The organism is Streptomyces sp. CA-294286 (assembly GCF_050947155.1).
Taxonomy (GTDB): Bacteria; Actinomycetota; Actinomycetes; order Streptomycetales; family Streptomycetaceae; genus Streptomyces.
In genome coordinates this window covers 4,546,344-4,562,632 of sequence record NZ_CP192005.1, presented here as the reverse complement: position 1 = coordinate 4,562,632, position 16,289 = coordinate 4,546,344, and the positions used below count along the sequence as shown (strand labels likewise).

At 72.4% G+C, this 16,289-nt stretch carries 14 protein-coding genes; 8 read left to right on the top strand and 6 right to left on the bottom strand.

Annotation, left to right across the window (positions count from 1 at the left end; translation table 11 throughout):
* Nucleotides 1-20 precede the first annotated feature (20 nt).
* The 3 genes from ACQPZG_RS24920 to ACQPZG_RS24910 all read right to left on the bottom strand — a co-directional run bounded on the left by ACQPZG_RS24920 (nt 21) and on the right by ACQPZG_RS24910 (nt 2,823).
* Nucleotides 21-542, bottom strand: coding sequence for a DinB family protein (locus ACQPZG_RS24920; protein WP_433547946.1), 522 nt, complete (start codon nt 540-542; stop codon nt 21-23).
* Between the two features lie 5 nt (nt 543-547).
* Nucleotides 548-1,285 carry an SAM-dependent methyltransferase gene (locus tag ACQPZG_RS24915; RefSeq protein ID WP_433547945.1) on the bottom strand — a complete coding sequence of 246 codons (738 nt, stop codon included), beginning with the start codon at nt 1,283-1,285 and terminating at the stop codon, nt 548-550.
* A gap of 176 nt (nt 1,286-1,461) precedes the next feature.
* A complete protein-coding gene (locus tag ACQPZG_RS24910) occupies nt 1,462-2,823 on the bottom strand; it encodes a glutamine synthetase family protein (RefSeq protein WP_185025966.1) in 1,362 nt (453 codons plus the stop codon).
* A gap of 183 nt (nt 2,824-3,006) precedes the next feature.
* Here ACQPZG_RS24910 and ACQPZG_RS24905 point away from each other — a divergent pair, with 183 nt between their 5' ends.
* The 4 genes from ACQPZG_RS24905 to ACQPZG_RS24890 all read left to right on the top strand — a co-directional run bounded on the left by ACQPZG_RS24905 (nt 3,007) and on the right by ACQPZG_RS24890 (nt 6,278).
* A complete protein-coding gene (locus tag ACQPZG_RS24905) occupies nt 3,007-3,423 on the top strand; it encodes a hypothetical protein (protein ID WP_433547944.1) in 417 nt (138 codons plus the stop codon).
* Nucleotides 3,424-3,494: 71 nt separating this feature from the next.
* Nucleotides 3,495-4,148 (top strand): DUF3105 domain-containing protein, encoded by a 654-nt coding sequence (locus ACQPZG_RS24900; RefSeq protein WP_433547943.1) that lies wholly within the window; start codon nt 3,495-3,497, stop codon nt 4,146-4,148.
* Nucleotides 4,145-4,801 (top strand): DUF305 domain-containing protein, encoded by a 657-nt coding sequence (locus ACQPZG_RS24895; protein WP_433547942.1) that lies wholly within the window; start codon nt 4,145-4,147, stop codon nt 4,799-4,801. Before ACQPZG_RS24900 ends, ACQPZG_RS24895 begins: the two co-directional genes overlap by 4 nt.
* A 514-nt stretch (nt 4,802-5,315) precedes the next feature.
* Complete coding sequence (locus ACQPZG_RS24890; protein WP_433547941.1) at nt 5,316-6,278, top strand: DUF4190 domain-containing protein; 963 nt, start codon at nt 5,316-5,318, stop codon at nt 6,276-6,278.
* 76 nt (nt 6,279-6,354) lie between these two features.
* Here the strand turns inward: ACQPZG_RS24890 and ACQPZG_RS24885 are convergent, their stop codons facing one another.
* Complete coding sequence (locus ACQPZG_RS24885; RefSeq protein ID WP_433549537.1) at nt 6,355-7,257, bottom strand: endonuclease/exonuclease/phosphatase family protein; 903 nt, start codon at nt 7,255-7,257, stop codon at nt 6,355-6,357.
* Nucleotides 7,258-8,123: 866 nt separating this feature from the next.
* Here ACQPZG_RS24885 and panB point away from each other — a divergent pair.
* The 3 genes from panB (at nt 8,124) to ACQPZG_RS24870 (ending at nt 11,341) form a co-directional block, all read left to right on the top strand.
* Complete coding sequence (gene panB, locus ACQPZG_RS24880) at nt 8,124-9,023, top strand: 3-methyl-2-oxobutanoate hydroxymethyltransferase (protein ID WP_433547940.1); 900 nt, start codon at nt 8,124-8,126, stop codon at nt 9,021-9,023.
* 462 nt (nt 9,024-9,485) lie between these two features.
* Complete coding sequence (locus tag ACQPZG_RS24875; RefSeq protein WP_433547939.1) at nt 9,486-10,493, top strand: ATP-binding cassette domain-containing protein; 1,008 nt, start codon at nt 9,486-9,488, stop codon at nt 10,491-10,493.
* The gene (locus ACQPZG_RS24870; RefSeq protein WP_433547938.1) at nt 10,490-11,341 is read left to right on the top strand and encodes an ABC transporter permease; all 852 of its coding nucleotides are present in this window, start codon (nt 10,490-10,492) and stop codon (nt 11,339-11,341) included. The genes ACQPZG_RS24875 and ACQPZG_RS24870 overlap by 4 nt, the downstream gene beginning before the upstream one ends.
* Before the next feature lie 3 nt (nt 11,342-11,344).
* Here ACQPZG_RS24870 and ACQPZG_RS24865 read toward each other — a convergent pair whose 3' ends face one another.
* A complete protein-coding gene (locus tag ACQPZG_RS24865) occupies nt 11,345-14,836 on the bottom strand; it encodes an AfsR/SARP family transcriptional regulator (protein ID WP_433549536.1) in 3,492 nt (1,163 codons plus the stop codon).
* Between the two features lie 420 nt (nt 14,837-15,256).
* Between ACQPZG_RS24865 and ACQPZG_RS24860 the strand changes: the two genes are divergently transcribed.
* Nucleotides 15,257-16,051, top strand: coding sequence for a site-2 protease family protein (locus tag ACQPZG_RS24860; RefSeq protein WP_433547937.1), 795 nt, complete (start codon nt 15,257-15,259; stop codon nt 16,049-16,051).
* Here ACQPZG_RS24860 and ACQPZG_RS24855 read toward each other — a convergent pair.
* Nucleotides 16,048-16,236 (bottom strand): hypothetical protein, encoded by a 189-nt coding sequence (locus tag ACQPZG_RS24855; protein ID WP_433547936.1) that lies wholly within the window; start codon nt 16,234-16,236, stop codon nt 16,048-16,050. The genes ACQPZG_RS24860 and ACQPZG_RS24855 overlap by 4 nt on opposite strands.
* Between the last annotated feature and the right edge of the window lie 53 nt (nt 16,237-16,289).

Below are 16,289 nucleotides of genomic sequence, written 5' to 3'. Positions count from 1 at the left end.
GCCCCGCGCGGGTGGCCCGGTTACGCCCCGACCACCCCGTCGATGCCCTCCCGCAGGAAGTCCGCGTGCCCGTTGTGGCGTGCGTACTCGTGGATGAGGTGCAGCATCACCCTCCGCAGCGACACGTCCTGCTCCCACCGGGCGAAGTACCCGGTGACGTCGAGCGACTGCGCTTCCCGCTCGATGCGGCGGGCGTGCGCGACCTCCGCCTCCCAGGCCGGGAACACCTCCGCGCGGGTCGAGCTGCTCGCGTCGTACGCCTCCTGGTAGTCGCCCTTCGCCGACCAGAGGAAGGGGAGGTCCCGCTCCTGGTTGACGACCCGGCGGAACCAGGTGCGCTCCACCTCCGCCATGTGCCGGACGAGGCCGAGCAGACAGAGGGTGGAGGGCGGCATGGACCGGCGGCGCAGGTCCTCGTCGCCGAGGCCCTCGCACTTCATGGCGAGGGTCGCCCGGTGGAAGTCGAGGTACACGCGCAGGGATTCGCGTTCGTCGCCGCGCAGCGGCGGGGCGGGGCGTGGGTCCCCCGGGGGCACGCTCATCCGGGTCAGCCCTTCGTGGGGCGCAGGACGAGGGTGTGGAAGCCGAAGTGGTCGCGGTAGCCGTGCAGCCATTCGGAGCGGTGCACGCCGGCGACTTCGAGGGCGTCCGCGCTGTCCGGGTCCTCGGGGTGGTCGAGCGCCCACTCGGCGAGGGAGCCGGTCCAGTTCCACTCGTAGTCGTCGAGTTCGTGACGGGTGGAGAGGTGGCCGTAGACCGGGGTCCAGCCGTCGGCGGTGACGCGGTCCACGGTGGTGGCCAGGTCCTCGTACTCACCGAGCATGTCGACGACCTCGGGGGTGGGCTCGGTGAGCCAGTACGCGTCACCCACCAGGACCCGGCCGCCGGGCGCGAGGTGCCCGCGGGCCTTGGCGAGGGTGGCGAGCAGCCCGCCGAAGGCGTGCACGGCGCCGACGCTGATGACGACGTCGAACGGCACGTCCGAGGCGAAGGCGTCGGCGTCCGCCTCGTGCAGGGTGAGCCGGTCGCCCACTCCCCGCGCGTCGGCCTGCGTACGGGCCTCGGCGAGCGCTTCCCCGGCGGTGTCGACGCCGACGGCAACCGCCCTCGGATGCGCCTCCAGCGCTCTGATCAGCCACTCCGCCTGCCCGCATCCGAGGTCGAGGATGCGTTCGTCGCCCCGCGTCACCGTCCGGTCGATCAGCTGCCGTACGGCTTCGTCGGTGAGCGGTGCGGCGATCGGGTGGTGGGCGTGGGCCAGCTGCGACCTGCGTGATCTTTCCATCCGGCCAGCCTCTCAGCGGCGCACCGGCCGCGCACGCGGTTTTCCCACGGTCGCGGCGACCGCTTCCGCCTCCGTCGCGCCGGCCGGCCCTCCGCCGTGACGAGGACCGGGCCGACGGCGCGATGCCGACGACCCGGGTCCCTTCTCCCGCTCCGGACGCCGTCCGGGCCGGACCTCTACAGCACCGGCAGGTTCTTCCGCAGCTCGAAGGCGGTGACCTCGCTGCGGTACTCCTCCCACTCCTGCTTCTTGTTGCGCAGGAAGAAGTCGAAGACGTGCTCGCCCAGCGTCTCGGCGACGAGTTCGCTGCGTTCCATCAGGGCGATGGCCTCGCCGAGGTTCTGCGGGAGGGGTTCGATGCCCATGGCGCGGCGTTCGGCGTCGGAGAGGGCCCAGACGTCGTCGTCGGCGCCCGCCGGGAGCTCGTACCCCTCCTCGATGCCCTTGAGGCCGGCGGCGAGGAGGACCGCGTACGTGAGGTACGGGTTGGCGCCGGAGTCGATGGAGCGCACCTCGACGCGCGAGGAGCCGGTCTTGCCGGGCTTGTACATCGGGACGCGGATGAGCGCGGAACGGTTGTTGTGGCCCCAGCAGATGTACGAGGGGGCTTCGCCGCCGGAGCCCGCGGTGCGGGCGGAGCCGCCCCAGATGCGCTTGTAGGAGTTGACCCACTGGTTGGTGACGGCCGAGATCTCGGCGGCGTGCTTGAGCAGGCCGGCGATGAAGGAGCGGCCGACCTTGGAGAGCTGGTACTCGGCGCCGGACTCGTAGAAGGCGTTGCGGTCGCCCTCGAAGAGGGAGAGGTGGGTGTGCATGCCGGAGCCGGGGAACTCCGAGAACGGCTTGGGCATGAAGGTGGCCTGGACGCCCTGTTCGAGGGCGACCTGCTTCATGACCAGGCGGAACGTCATGATGTTGTCGGCCGTGGACAGCGCGTCGGCGTAGCGCAGGTCGATCTCCTGCTGGCCGGGGGCGCCCTCGTGGTGGCTGAACTCGACCGAGATGCCCATGGATTCGAGCATGGTGATCGCCTGACGGCGAAAGTCCATGCCGACGTTCTGCGGCGTGTGGTCGAAGTAGCCGGAGTTGTCGGCGGGGACGGGCTTGGAGCCGTCCAGCGGCTTGTCCTTGAGCAGGAAGAACTCGATCTCGGGGTGGGTGTAGAAGGTGAAGCCGAGGTCGGAGGTCTTGTTGAGGATGCGCTTGAGGACGTAGCGCGGGTCCGCGAAGGACGGCGAGCCGTCCGGCATGAGGATGTCGCAGAACATCCGGGCGGTGCCGGGGGCCTCCGCGCGCCACGGGAGGATCTGGAAGGTGCTGGGGTCCGGCTTGGCGATCATGTCGGACTCGTAGACGCGTGCGAATCCCTCGATGGCGGAGCCGTCGAAGCCGATGCCCTCGTCGAAGGCCTGCTCCAGTTCGGCCGGGGCCACGGCGACGGATTTCAGGAAGCCGAGCACGTCGGTGAACCACAGGCGTACGAAGCGGATGTCGCGCTCCTCCAACGTACGGAGCACGAATTCCTGCTGCTTGTCCATTTTCACATCCATTCTCGCTGGTCGGGCCGCCTGCTGCCACGCCTGGGACACGCTGGGCTCTCCCAGCATCCCACCACACGGTTTCGGGGAGGTTGCGCAGCGCCCCTCCGGTCCGTACGGACTTGCGGGTTCTGCTCCGTTCACTGGTGACGTGCGACGAGGGGGCCGTTACGATCGGCCCGCATGGGGGACCTGCGGCACATCCGCAACAGGCACACCACCGGCGCCTCAAGCCTCGTGCGCACCGGGGGGATCAGAGGGGCCGTGGCGCTGCTGTGCGCCGCGACGGCCCTCCTCGGTGCGCTGCTGGTGTGCCTGGCCCCCGGGCCCACCGCCGCGGAACCCTCGGGCGTGCCGCCGCAGACGCCGACGTCCTCTGCCGCGCACACGTACAACTGCCCGTACGAGCACGGTGGTTGCGGGTCGTTCGCACACCTCTCCCCCGCCGTGCTGACCGCGTCGCCGCCGGACGCCCCGTTGGGGACGGACGCACCGCAGGTACGACGCGGGAGCGACGGGCCGACGGCCGGGACGCGGCACGGGGGCGTGGCGTGGGCGCGGGCGCCGGGGCTGCACGAGTTGCAGGTGCTGCGGAGGTAGGAGCGGCTCCCGTCAACGGGATCACGCCCTGCCCTCCGCTTCACTCCCCCTCGCCCAAGGATGGTGCCCTCATGTCCGTCAACACGTCCCGCAAGGCCCGAATAGAGGAGCTGCGGCGCGCCCAGAAGGCCCGCGACCGCCGCAACAGGATCATCGCCTTCACCGTCGGCGGCGCCGTTGTGGCCGGTCTGGCCGGCTTCGGCGCGTACGTCTTCTCCGCGGAGTCCGACAAGAAGGCGGCCCGGGTCGCCGAGGCGAAGGCGCCCATCAAGGACGAGCAGGTCTGGGACGCGAAGAAGCTGGGCCGCAACCACGTCGCCAAGGACGTCGACTACCCGATGACACCGCCGGTGGGCGGCGACCACCACCAGGCCTGGATGAACTGCCAGGGCGACGTCTACGACAAGCCCGTCCCGAACAAGCACGCCGTGCACTCGCTGGAGCACGGCGCGGTCTGGGTGACGTACAACGACAAGGCCGCCAAGGCCGACGTGGACGCGCTCGCGGCCAAGGTCAGGAAGACGCAGTACTCCCTGATGAGTCCGGTCGGGGAACAGTCCGGGGCGATCATGCTGAGCGCCTGGGGTAAGCAGGTCACCGTGGACGGGGCGGACGACCCGAGGGTGAACCAGTTCTTCACCCGGTACGTGATGGGGCCGCAGACCCCGGAGCCCGGCGCGGCCTGCTCGAACGGGTTGACCGGCGAGGGGGTGACCGGGCAGTGAGCAGGTCCCTGTGGCAGGCGCTGGGCGCTGTGGTGTTCGCCCTGGCGGTGGTGGCGGGGGCGGTGACCGTCACACGGGCGGCTTCGGCTTCCGACGTCCGGCCCGCGCCCGCCCCGGGCCGGGCCTCCTCCCCCGGTGCGGATTCGGCGGACGCGGGCTTCGCACGGGACATGGCGGCGCACCACCAGCAGGCGGTGGAGATGTCGTTCGTCGTACGGGACCGGACGGACGACCCGGACGTGCGCCGGCTCGCGTACGACATCGCCAACACGCAGGCCAACCAGCGCGGGATGCTGCTGGGGTGGCTGGACCTGTGGGAGCTGCCGAAGATCGCTTCGCCGGACGCGCCCCCGATGGGATGGCTGGGCGGGCACGGCAGCCATGCGGACGGGGCCGGCGCGGCCGAAGGGCTGATGCCGGGGATGGCCACCCGGGCGCAGCTGAAGGCGCTCGGCGAGGCGAAGGGCAGAGCCGCCGAGGTCCTCTACCTGCGGCTGATGACCGCCCACCACAAGGGCGGCGTCACGATGGCCCAGGGGTGCGCGACGCTGTGCACGGTGGACGCGGAGAAGGGGCTGGCGCAGGGCATGGTGGACGCGCAGGAGGCGGAACTGAAGCTGATGCAGGGGATGTTGCGGGAGCGGGAGGAGTAGGGGGCACGGAACGGGGCGCTCGGGTGGGGTGCCTCGCCTCGGGCGGCACGCCGCTCGGCCCGGGGGCCACGTAGGACGGCACGCCGCTCGGCCCTGGGCCACCTCGGGGAGGTGCCCTCGGGCGGGAGTACTGCTTCGGACAGCGCCCACTCAGCCGGGAATGCCACCTCGGGCGGCGCGCCGCTCAGGTGGGGGCCCTTGGGGGCAGCGCGCCGCTCGGCTCGGGGGCCACCTCGGGTACGTGCCCCTCGGGCGGGAGTACCGCTTCGGGCGGCACGTCCCCGGGCCCGGGGCCACCGCGTGCGGCACGCCGCTCGGACGGGGGAGCCACTTCCGGCAGCGCGCCAGGGCGCCGGGGCCCCTGCCGGGTGGGAACCGGCGTGTCCGTCCGGGGGTTCGCTCGGCTCTGCGGACAGGGACAAGCGCCAGGTGAGGCCCTGTTAGGGTCACCGGAACCCGCGCCGTCGAACTCGCGTTCGTCCCGCTCCCTCTCCATCGCTCCGAGGACCCCCGCATGACCCAGCCGCCCCCGTCCCCCCGCGAGCCGAATCCCTGGGCCCCGCCCCGGGAGGGGGCCGGAGCGCCGCCCGCCCCGGAGGCGCCGGCGTCGGCCGACGGGCCGCCGTCCGCCCCGTACGCGCCCGGTGGTCAGAGTTCCGGCTACGGGCCGACGCCTCCGTACGGCCACCCTTCGGCGGTGCCCGCACCGTACGGTCCCCCGCGCAACGGCATGGGTGTCGCCGCCCTGGTGCTGGGTCTCGTCGGCGTCTTCCTCGGAATGGCCGTCTTCCTCTTCTGGGCGAGCTGGCTTCCGGCGCTGCTCGCCGTGATCTTCGGCTTCGTCGGTCTCGGCCATGTCAAGCAGGGCAGGGCCAACAACCGGGGCCTGGCCATGGCCGGCCTGATCCTCGGCAACGTCGGCCTCCTGATGGCCTTGGGCGGCGGTGCCTTCACCATCGTCTCGGTGAAGGCCATCGTCGAGCACGCGGACGAGTCCATCCTGGAGATCGAGGCGTCGGAGAGCGCGGAAGCCGCCGAGGAGGCGAAGGCGGAGGAGGCCGAGCGTGCCAAGGAGGCCGCCAAGCACCTCGCCCTCGGCGAGACGTACACCTACGAGAACGGCCTCAAGGTCACCGTCGCCGCGCCGCGGCCGTACACGCCCGGCGAGATCGCCTTCGGCCACGAGAAGGGCGACAAGGCGATACAGCTGGTCGTCACCGTGGAGAACCCCACCTCCGGCACGGTCACCATGGACACCCACCTGCCGTACGTCAAGGACGCCAAGGGCGTCGACACGGAGCTGCTGATCGACAGCAGCAACCAGCAGCGCGTCCTCAAGACGACGTTCCCGCCCGGCAAGAAGGCCGTCGGGAAGTACGCCTACTCGCTGCCCGGCGACGCGGCCGCCAAGATCGAGGTCTCCCTGATCACGGACTACGGATTCGTGTACTGGACGGGCCCGACCACGACCGGGTAGCAGGCAGGGGGTGGGGCGAACCGCACGATCCGGGCGCCCCCGCTCCCGCTCCCCCTGCTGCGGGTACGTCCGGAACTCAGAACTTGACCCGCGCCGCGACCGGCAGGTGGTCGCTCATCGTCCGCGGCAGTGTCCACGACGACATCGGCTCCACGTTCCTGACCATGATCTGGTCGATCCGCGCCATCGGGAACGCGGCCGGCCAGCTGAAGCCGAACCCGTCGCCCGCCGCGCCCTGGGTGGAGCGCATCTGGGCGGTGACGCCGTTGAGGGCACGGTCGTTCATGGTGCCGTTGAGGTCGCCGAGCAGGACGACGCGGCGCAGCGGTTCCCGGGCGATCGCCTCGCCGAGGGCGTCGGCGCTCTTGTCGCGCTGGTTCGCCGTGAAGCCGGCCTTGAGCTTGACCCGTACCGAGGGCATGTGGGCGACGTACACCGCCACCTCGCCCTTGGGAGTGGCCACCGTGGCACGCAGGGCGCGGGCCCAGCCGAGCCGGATGTCGACCCGGCGGGTGTCGCTCAGCGGGTACTTGCTCCACACGCCGACGGTGCCCTCGACCGCGTGGTGCTTGTACGTGGCGCCCATGGCCTGCTTGAACGCGGCCAGGTTGCCGCCCGCGATCTCCTCCAGTGCGACGACGTCCGCGCCGGACCCGGCGAGCACCCGTGCGGTGCCGACGGGGTCGTTGTTCTCGGCGTTGACGTTGTGCGTGGCGACGGTGAGGTCGCCGCCGGAAGTCGACTTGTCGGTGTAGAGGCTGCCGAACAGGTTGAGCCAGACCCCGATCGGCAGGATCAGCGCGACCAGGGCGAGCGCGGAGCGGCGCAGCAGGGCGAGGACCAGCAGCAGGGGGATCGCCAGACCGAACCAGGGCAGGAACGTCTCGGTGAGGCTGCCGAGGTTGCCGACGGTGTTCGGGATCTGCGCGTGGAAGATCATCACCAGCGCGACGAGCACGGCCAGCGCGGCCAGGAACATCCCGCGCCGCCACACCCGCGGATCCCCACGCCAGCCGCCAGCGGGACGGCCGAAGCGCGAACCGGAACCGGAACCCGCGTTCGAGCCGGATCCCGAGCCGGATCCGGACCCCGAGTCCGAGCCGGAACCCGAACCCCATCCCGAACCCGATCCGGAACCCGATCCGGAACCCGAATGCGCGCCCGATCCCGGTGCCGAGCCCCAGCGGGGGCCGAAGTCCGAGCCGGAGCCGTTTGAGGAGCCGCCGTTTCCGGAGCCGCTTCCGGAGCCGCCGCCGCTACTGGAGGCGCTGCCGTTTCCGGAACCGGGGCCGCTGCCGGAACCGAGGCCGGACGAGGAGCCGCTTGCGAGGCCACCGCCGGAACCGTCCCCGGAGCCGCTTCCCGAGCCGGGGCCATGGGGGGCGGCGGGGTGGCGGCCGGGGGCTGCGAGCGGCGGGCAGGGTCCGGCGGGCCGGTCGGCCGGGAGGCCGGACCCGTTGGCGGCAGGGGGCTCGGGGCGGGGCCTGGAGGGTTCGGCCTCCGGGCCGTCGTTCCCGGTGTCCGGCCTGTACGCCTGCGCCATTCCGCTGTCCTCACTTGCCTTGCTCGCGAACCGCCCGCCGTGCCCCCACGACCCTAGGGGATGACCGGCATCCCACCGTGCCGCCATCCTGGACGTCCTTACGGCGGGGAGGACGACGGGACCTGCCGACGGGTTCCTGAGCCTCGCTCTACGCTGACGTCTGTGACGAAATGCGCACAGAAGCGCAGGTCGGATGCGTCCCCTCGCCGCCCACTTCCGGTTGGGGGCCCGGGATGCCACCATGGATGTGATCCGGAGACGCCGTCAGGGCGCTTCGAGATGACGAAGGAGCCGTACCAGCCATGACGCTTCAGGCTGCCCACAATCCTGCCGGCGAGTCCGCGTCCGAGAGCCAGAACTCTCCGCGGTCCGCCGACCCCAAGGCCCTCTACGGTGGCACCGGCACGCGCCGGATCACCGTCCACCAGATCGCCGCGGCCAAGGAGCGCGGCGAGAAGTGGCCGATGCTCACCGCGTACGACGCGATGACGGCGTCCGTGTTCGACGAGGCCGGCGTTCCGGTCCTGCTCGTCGGCGACTCGATGGGCAACTGCCACCTCGGGTACGAGACGACCGTCCCGGTCACCATGGACGAGATGGCCGTGCTGTCGGCCGCCGTCGTACGGGGGACCAGGCGCGCGATGGTCGTCGCGGACCTGCCCTTCGGTTCGTACCAGGAGGGGCCCGTGCAGGCCCTGCGCAACGCGACGCGCCTGATCAAGGAGTCGGGCGTGGGCGCGGTCAAGCTGGAGGGCGGCGAGCGGTCGCTGCCGCAGACCGAGCTGCTCGTCGCCTCCGGCATCCCGGTGATGTCGCACCTGGGGCTGACGCCGCAGTCCGTGAACACCCTCGGCTACCGGGTGCAGGGACGCGGCGACGAGGCCGCGCACCGACTGCTGCGGGACGCGAAGGCGGCGCAGGACGCGGGCGCGTTCGCGCTGGTGCTGGAGCTGGTGCCGGCCGAACTGGCGGCCGAGGTGACGCGGAGCCTGTCGATCCCGACGATCGGGATCGGGGCGGGGCCGGACACCGACGCACAGGTGCTGGTCTACACCGACATGGTGGGGCTGACCGGGGGCAAGGTGCCGCGATTCACGAAGCAGTACGCGGACATGCGGCGGGTACTGGGTGACGCGGCGAAGGAGTTCGCGGAAGAAGTCACGGGAGGCGCCTTCCCCCGGGAGGAGCACACGTTCCACTGACTCCCGGTGGTCCCGGCGGGAGACGGGGACCCACGCCCCGCCTCCCGCGACCGCCCTGGGCGGCTGGGCCACCCCCGGTGACGCGAGCCCCCGTGGCGCGAGAACGCCGGTGACGCGGGGACCCGTGCACGGGGATCCTGCACGAGCGAAGCCTGGTGCTGGCGGGCAAGGCGGGCGGCCGTCACCGGACGCGCGCCCCCACCGGACATGCACCCCCGCCCCTACGTTCTGCCACCTCCGTACCCGCACCCCCGGCCACCCCGGCCACCTCGCCCGGCCGACGGCCCGCCCCTCCCCCGGTGCGGGCCGTCGCCGCGCCCCCGAACCGGGCGGGCCCCGCACCGGCGCCGACGGCGACCGCCTGCCCCCTGTCGGCCCCTTGTCGGCGACCTGTCGGCGACCCGTCGGCCGCCCCGGCCCTCTGTCGGTCCCCTGTCAGTCACCCCCGCTTCCCTGGTGGACATGACGCGACACGACACGAATCCACCTGCCGTCCAGGTCCGCGGCCTGGTCAAGCACTACGGCACGACCAAGGCCCTCGACGGCGTCGACCTCGACGTCCGCGAAGGCACCGTCCTCGGCGTTCTGGGACCCAACGGCGCGGGCAAGACCACTCTCGTACGGTGCCTGTCGACCCTGGTCCGGCCGGACGCCGGCACGGCGACCGTCGCCGGGTACGACGTGGTCCGCCAGCCCCGCCAGTTGCGCCGCACGATAGGTCTGACCGGGCAGTACGCCTCGGTCGACGAGAAGCTCTCCGGCCGGGAGAACCTCTACATGATCGGGCGGCTGCTCGACCTGCCGCGCAAGGACGCCAGGACGAGGGCGGACGACCTGCTGGAGCGCTTCTCGCTCACGGAAGCCGCACGGAAGCCCGCCGCCCAGTACTCCGGCGGCATGCGCCGACGCCTCGACCTGGCGGCGTCGATGGTCGGGCGGCCCGCCGTCCTGTACCTGGACGAGCCGACGACGGGGCTCGACCCGCGGACCCGCAACGAGGTGTGGGCCGAGGTGCAGCGCATGGTCGGCGAGGGCGTCACCGTCCTGCTCACCACGCAGTACATGGAGGAGGCCGAGCAACTGGCGAGCGAACTGACCGTCATCGACCGGGGAAAGGTCGTCGCGGAGGGCAAGGTCGACGAGCTGAAGGCGAAGGTCGGCGGGCGCACCCTTCAGATCCGTCCGGCCGACCCGCGCCAACTCCTCGCGATGGTGAGCACGTTGGCCGAGGCGGGGCTGGACGGCGTGACGGGGGCGCAGGCCGTCGCCGACGAGGGCCTGCTGTACGTGCCGATCCTCAGTGACGAGCAGCTGACGTCGGTGATCGGCGTGCTGGGGGCGCGTGGTTTCGCCGTGGCGGACATCGGCACCCATCTGCCCAGCCTGGACGAGGTGTTCCTGGCGATCACCGGCGAGAAGAGCAGCGAGTACGTCACGAGCAACGACGAGAAGGCGGAGGCAGCGGCATGAGCACGGCCACTCTCACCAAGCCGGTGTCCGACCGGCAGCAGCCACCGCGCCCGGCGGCCGTCGCCGACGAGGGCCGGATCGGACTGCGCGCCAATCTGCGGCACATCGGCGCGCTCGCCCGGCGCAACATGCTCCAGATCAAGCAGGACCCGGAGTCGCTGATCGACGTCCTGCTCATGCCGATCATCTTCACCCTGCTGTTCACGTTCGTCTTCGGCGGCGCGATGGCGGGCAAGGGGAACCTCGACCAGTACGTGAGCTACCTGGTGCCCGGCCTCATGGCGATGATGGGCATGAGCGTGTCGATGTCGGTGGGCTCCGGCATCAACGAGGACTTCCAGAAGGGGGTCATGGACCGGTTCCGGACCATGCCGATCGCCCGCTCGTCGGTTCTCGTCGCGAAGATCGTCGTCGAGATCGGCCGGATGCTGCTGGCCTTCTCGATCCTGCTGGTCGTCGGGCTGATCCTGGGCCTGACCGTCACCACGTCGGTGCTGCACGTCCTGGCGGCGGTCGGGCTGTCGCTGCTCTTCGGCGCCTCGCTGATGTGGATCTTCATTCTGATCGGGCTCACCGTCAAGACGGCTCAGGCCGTACAGGGGATCGCGATGCTGGTACTGATGCCGCTCCAGTTCGGCTCGTCGATCTTCGCGGACCCGGAGACGATGCCCGGCTGGCTCCAGTCCTTCACCGGCTACAACCCGCTGTCCAACCTGGCGGACGCGGCACGCGGTCTGTTCCGGGGCGGCCCCGTCGCACACGACGTGTGGATGGTGCTCGCCTGGTCGGCCGTGATCACCCTGGTGACGGCGCCGCTGGCGATCGCGAAGTTCCGCAAGAAGAGCTGAGGTTCACGGGCGGCGCGCCTGCCCGCCCTCCGCTGCCGCCTGCCGGTACTGATCGCGTCGCGCGTACACCAGGGCGGCGGCCTCCTCCACGGAGAGGCCGCCGCCCTCGGCGTACGCGGCGCCGTAGGCAGTGTCGTCGAGGACCGTGCGGGCCAGCCGGACCGCGAGGTCCCGGCTGTCGGCTTCGTTTCCGGTGACGAAGTACCCCTGCGGGAGGGCCGCCTCGTACGCGGCGACCAGTCGGGCCGCGTCCGCCGCCAGGGCCGCGCCCCGGGCGGCGTCGGCCTCCGCCGTGGCCAGTCCGGCCAGCGAGCCCGCCACGGTCATGAGCTGGACGGCCGACATCTGCGGGGCGATCAGCAGGGACAGCCCTTCCCGGGACCGCTCCAGGGCCCCCGCGCCGAGGTCGAGCCCTTCCGCGTACGCCCCTTGCAGGTTGGAGACCCAGGCGAGCAGTCCGAGCGAGACTCCGTCGAAGACCATCAGGTTCCCGTTGTCGAAATCGCCGCGCAGCATGTCGAGTTGCTCGCGGGCCTCCGCCAGGCGGCCGGTGCGGGCGAGTCGGATCCCGAGGATCATCCGGGCCGCGGGGGCCGCCTCCAGTCGGGGGCCCGCCGGGTCGTCGAGCACCGAGCGCAGCAGGGCCTCGCCCTCCGCGCCCGCCTCGTCGTCGTCGAACTCGATGAGCGCACCGGCGAGTCGGGCCCGCAGCAGCATGGTCTGGGCGTGCGCGTCGAGTTTCGCGGCGTGCTCCATGGCGGTCCGGTACGCGTCCGCGGCGCGGGCGAAGTCACCGACCCGCTCACATGCCTCGCCGCGGGCCGACAGGGCCTCGGCGGCTCCGTAGGCGTCACCGAGCCGGACGAAGATCTCCAGGCTCTCCTCGGCGTCCCGGCGGGCGTCCCCGGCCCAGTGGGTCTGGTTGGCGAAGACGTTGGCGCGCATTTCGAGGGCGCCGGCCAGTTCCCACTCGTAACCGAACGCGCGGCAGGCGTCGACGGTCCGGTTGATCGCGTCGCGCAGCGGCTCGTCGTCGTCGGTGGTCATCAGCAGGGCCAGGATCCACAGGGAGCCCGGAGTGCGGCAGGCCTGGGGCAGTTCGGGCCGGTAGGTGGCGACGACCCGGCCCAGCCACTGCTTGGCCTCGGGGGCGAACCAGGTGTCCGCACGGTGGTTCATGCTGACCAGGTGGAGGACCCGGACGCCCCGCCGGGCCTCCTGGAGCACCTCGGGGCGCATCGGCGGGGGCGCGTCGGTGCACCGTTCGTACACGGGCGACGCGGGTTCGACGGGGTCGCCGGGGGCGCCGAACGGGTCATCGCTCAGCGCCATGGTGGCGGACGTCCAGTGCCGGGCGTCGCCGCGCAGGTCGCGGACCTGCCAGTACCAGGCGAGGGAGTGCACCAGGCAGAGCGCCTCGTGCTCGTCCCGTGCGGCCACGGCACGGCGCAGGGCGGTGCGGAGGTTCTCGTACTCGCGCTGGAAGCGGGCGACCCAGTGGATCTGTTCGTGTCCGCGGAGCCACGGCTCGCCGGTGCGGGCGAGTTCACGGAAGTGGACGAGGTGACGCCGTTCGGCGGCCTCGCGCCCGCCGGAGGCCGCGAGGCGTTCGGCGGCGTACTCGGACACGGTTTCCAGGAGGCGGTAGCGCGTCTCGCCGTCCCCGTCGGCGGGCGCGGCGACCACCAGGGACTTGTCGATGAGCGAACCGAGCAGGTCGAGCGCGTCGGGCCCGCAGACGGCCTCCGCGGCGGCCAGGTCGCAGCCGCCCGCGAAGACCGACAGCGCGGCCAGGGCCGCCCGTTCGGGTTCGTCCAGCAGTTCCCACGACCAGTCGACGACAGCCCGCAGCGTCTGCTGTCTCGGCAGTACGGTCCTGGCGCCGCCGGTGAGCAGCCGGAACCGGTCGTCGAGCCGGTCGGCGATCTGCCGTGGGGCGAGCATCCGCAGCCGGGCCGCGGCGAGTTCGATCGCGAGCGGCAGTCCGTCGAGGCGGCGGCAGATCTCGGCGGCGGCCTCCGGGGCGTCGTCGATGCGGAACCCGGGCCGGGCGGCGGCCCCGCGCTCGGCGAACAGCCGGAGCGAGACGGCCTGCGGCAGCGGCTCGACCGGGCGCACCAACTCCCCCGGCACACCGAGCGGTTCACGGCTCGTCGCGAGGATCGTCAACCCCGGGCAGTGGGCGAGGAGGTGGTCGGCGAGGTGGGCGGCGGCGCCCACCAGGTGCTCGCAGTTGTCGAGCAGGAGCAGCATGCGGCGCCGGGCGCAGTGCTCGGTGAGCCGGGTGAGGGGGTCGTCCGCGTGCCGCTCGGCGGCCCGCATGGTCTCCGCTCCGGCGCCGCGCAGGACGGTCTGGCGGGCGCCGAGGGCGGTGAGCACCGCGTCCGGGACGGCGTCCGGGTCGTCGACGGGCGCGAGTTCGGCCATCCACACGCCGTCGGGCCAGGACGGGACGGCTGCCTCCTGGTGCCCGGCCGCTTCGGCGGCCTCCTGCGACAGCCGGGTCTTGCCGGCCCCGCCGGGTCCGAGCAGGGTCACCAGCCGGGCCCGTGCGAGGTCGTCGCGGATGGCCCCGATATCGGCCTCCCGGCCGACGAAGGAGGTGAGGCGGGTGCGGAGATTGCCGCCGGCCGTGGTCGCGGGCGGGGCGGCCGGTTCCCGTACGGGTGGCGTCACAGCGTCGCCCGCGTTCGGGGCGGGCGGCTGTGCAGCGTCGCCCGTGCCCAGCAATCTCCTGTGCAGCGCCCGCAGTTCGGTCGAGGGGTCCGCGCCCAGCCGGTCGGCGAGGTCTTTCCGTACCGTCTCGTACGCGTCCAGGGCCTCCGCCGTGCGGCCCGCCTCGTGCAGGGCGCGCAGCCGCAGGGCCTGGAGGGGCTCGTCCCTCGGGTGCGCCTCGCAGAGCGCGGCCAGTTCGGGCAGGGATTCCTGCCCGCGTCCCAGGGCGAGGGCGGCGGCGAGGCGGGCGCGGCGGGCATCGAGCCGGCGGGCCTCCCAGCGGGCCGCGTCGCCGGTGCGTTCGGGAAGGTCGGCGAAGGCGGGCCCGCCCTGCCAGAGGGCGAGGGCGTCGTCGAGGAGGGCGGCGGCCTTCGCCGGGTCGCCTCCGTCGGCGAGGACGCGGGTGCCTTCGGCGGTCAGCCGCTCGAAGCGGTACAGGTCCACGTCGTCGGGGGCGGCGGCCAGCAGGTATCCGCCGTCGACATAGGTGATCGCGTCCCGGCCGAGGCTCCGGCGCAGCCGGGCGACCAGGGCCTGTACGGCGGCGGGCGCGTCGGCGGGCAGGGCGTCGGTGTCCGCCCACACCTCGTCCACGAGGGCGGTCACCGAGACCCGCCGCCCGGGGCGCAGGGCGAGCACGGTCAGGGCTGCGCGCAGGCGGGGTCCGCCGAGGGGGACGGCGGTGCCGTCGTCGCGGAGGGCTCGGGCGGGGCCGAGGATCTGGTAGCGCACCGGGCCATTGTCCCTGGCATCGGCGGCCCGTCCGTCAACCGCGTGCAGGGGGTTGCCCTTGCCGTTGAGCGCCACCACACGTCAGCTTCGTGCCACGCCCCGCCGGATTCGCGCCGAACCCGGCCCGCTCCCCTCGGCCCGTGCCACAGGCCACAGGCCACAGCACACGTCAGCCCCCGTGCAACGCCCCCACCCGCACTGTGCCGACCCCGGCCCGGCCCCGCTCCCCTCCGCCCGTACCGCAGAGCTTCGCCTCCTCGGCCCGGCCGCTCCCGCCGCAGCGCCCCCGTCCTCTCCGCACGCCGCTCTGAGCACAGGGACGTCCCGCCTCCTCGGCCCGGCACTCGCGCCGTCGACACCCGCACCGTCGGGGATTCCCGGAACCAATGCGGTGACGTGGAACGTTCTTCCCGCATCACCGGTACGGTCGAGGCGCCGTGCCCCGCCCCCGTCCAGGAGCCGCCCCTCATGACCACCGCCATCAGCCGCCGGGACCGCCGCGTCAGCCCGGTCTTCCTCGGCATCGTCGCCGTCATGGCGGTAGCCGGGTGGGCCGTCTGGACGGACTTCGCGGCCGGCCCCGGCATCGCCGTGTTCCTGTTCGTGACGGCCGCCTGGGTCGTCTCGCTGTGCCTGCACGAATACGCGCACGCCCGCACCGCCCTGCACAGCGGCGACATCACCATCGGCGCGAAGGGATACCTGACGCTCAATCCGCTGAAGTACACCCACGCGCTCCTCAGCATCGTGCTGCCGATCATCTTCGTGATCATGGGCGGGATCGGTCTGCCGGGCGGCGCGGTCTTCATCGAACGCCACCGCATCCGGGGCCGCGTCAGGCACAGCCTGATCTCGGCGGCCGGGCCGCTCACGAACGTCGTGTTCGCGCTCGTGTGCACCGCGCCGTTCTGGCTGGACGCGCTGGACGGCGTGCCCGCGGCGTTCCGGTACGCCCTCGCGTTCCTGGCCCTGCTCCAGGTGTCGGCGGCGATCCTGAACTTCCTGCCCGTGCCGGGGCTCGACGGGTACGGGGTGCTGGAGCCGTGGCTCTCGTACGAGGTCCGGCGGAAGATCGAACCGTACGCGCCCTACGGGCTGCTGTTCGTGTTCGCCCTGCTGTGGGTGCCGGAGGTCAACCGGACCTTCTTCGACGTGATCCACGGGCTGACCGGAGCACTCGGCGTGGACGAGGTGGAGAGTTACTGCGGGCGCAACCTCTTCCAGTTCTGGCAGGAGACGAACCCGCTCTGCGCCCTGCCCTAGGCGGCGGCGGAGGACGCCTCGCGGTCCGCCTTCGCCTTGCGCAGGTAGTACCAGGCCATGTTCGACGAGACGCCGGCCAGCAGGATCCAGACGATCCCGAGCAGGTTGCCCTCGACGAAGGAGACCACCGCCGCGGCGACCGACAGGACGCAGACGATCAGGGCGTAGAGAGCGAGGCGGGGCATGGGGGACGGCTCCTGTCCGGGTCACGGGAAAGTACGACCCGTCCAGTGTCCCC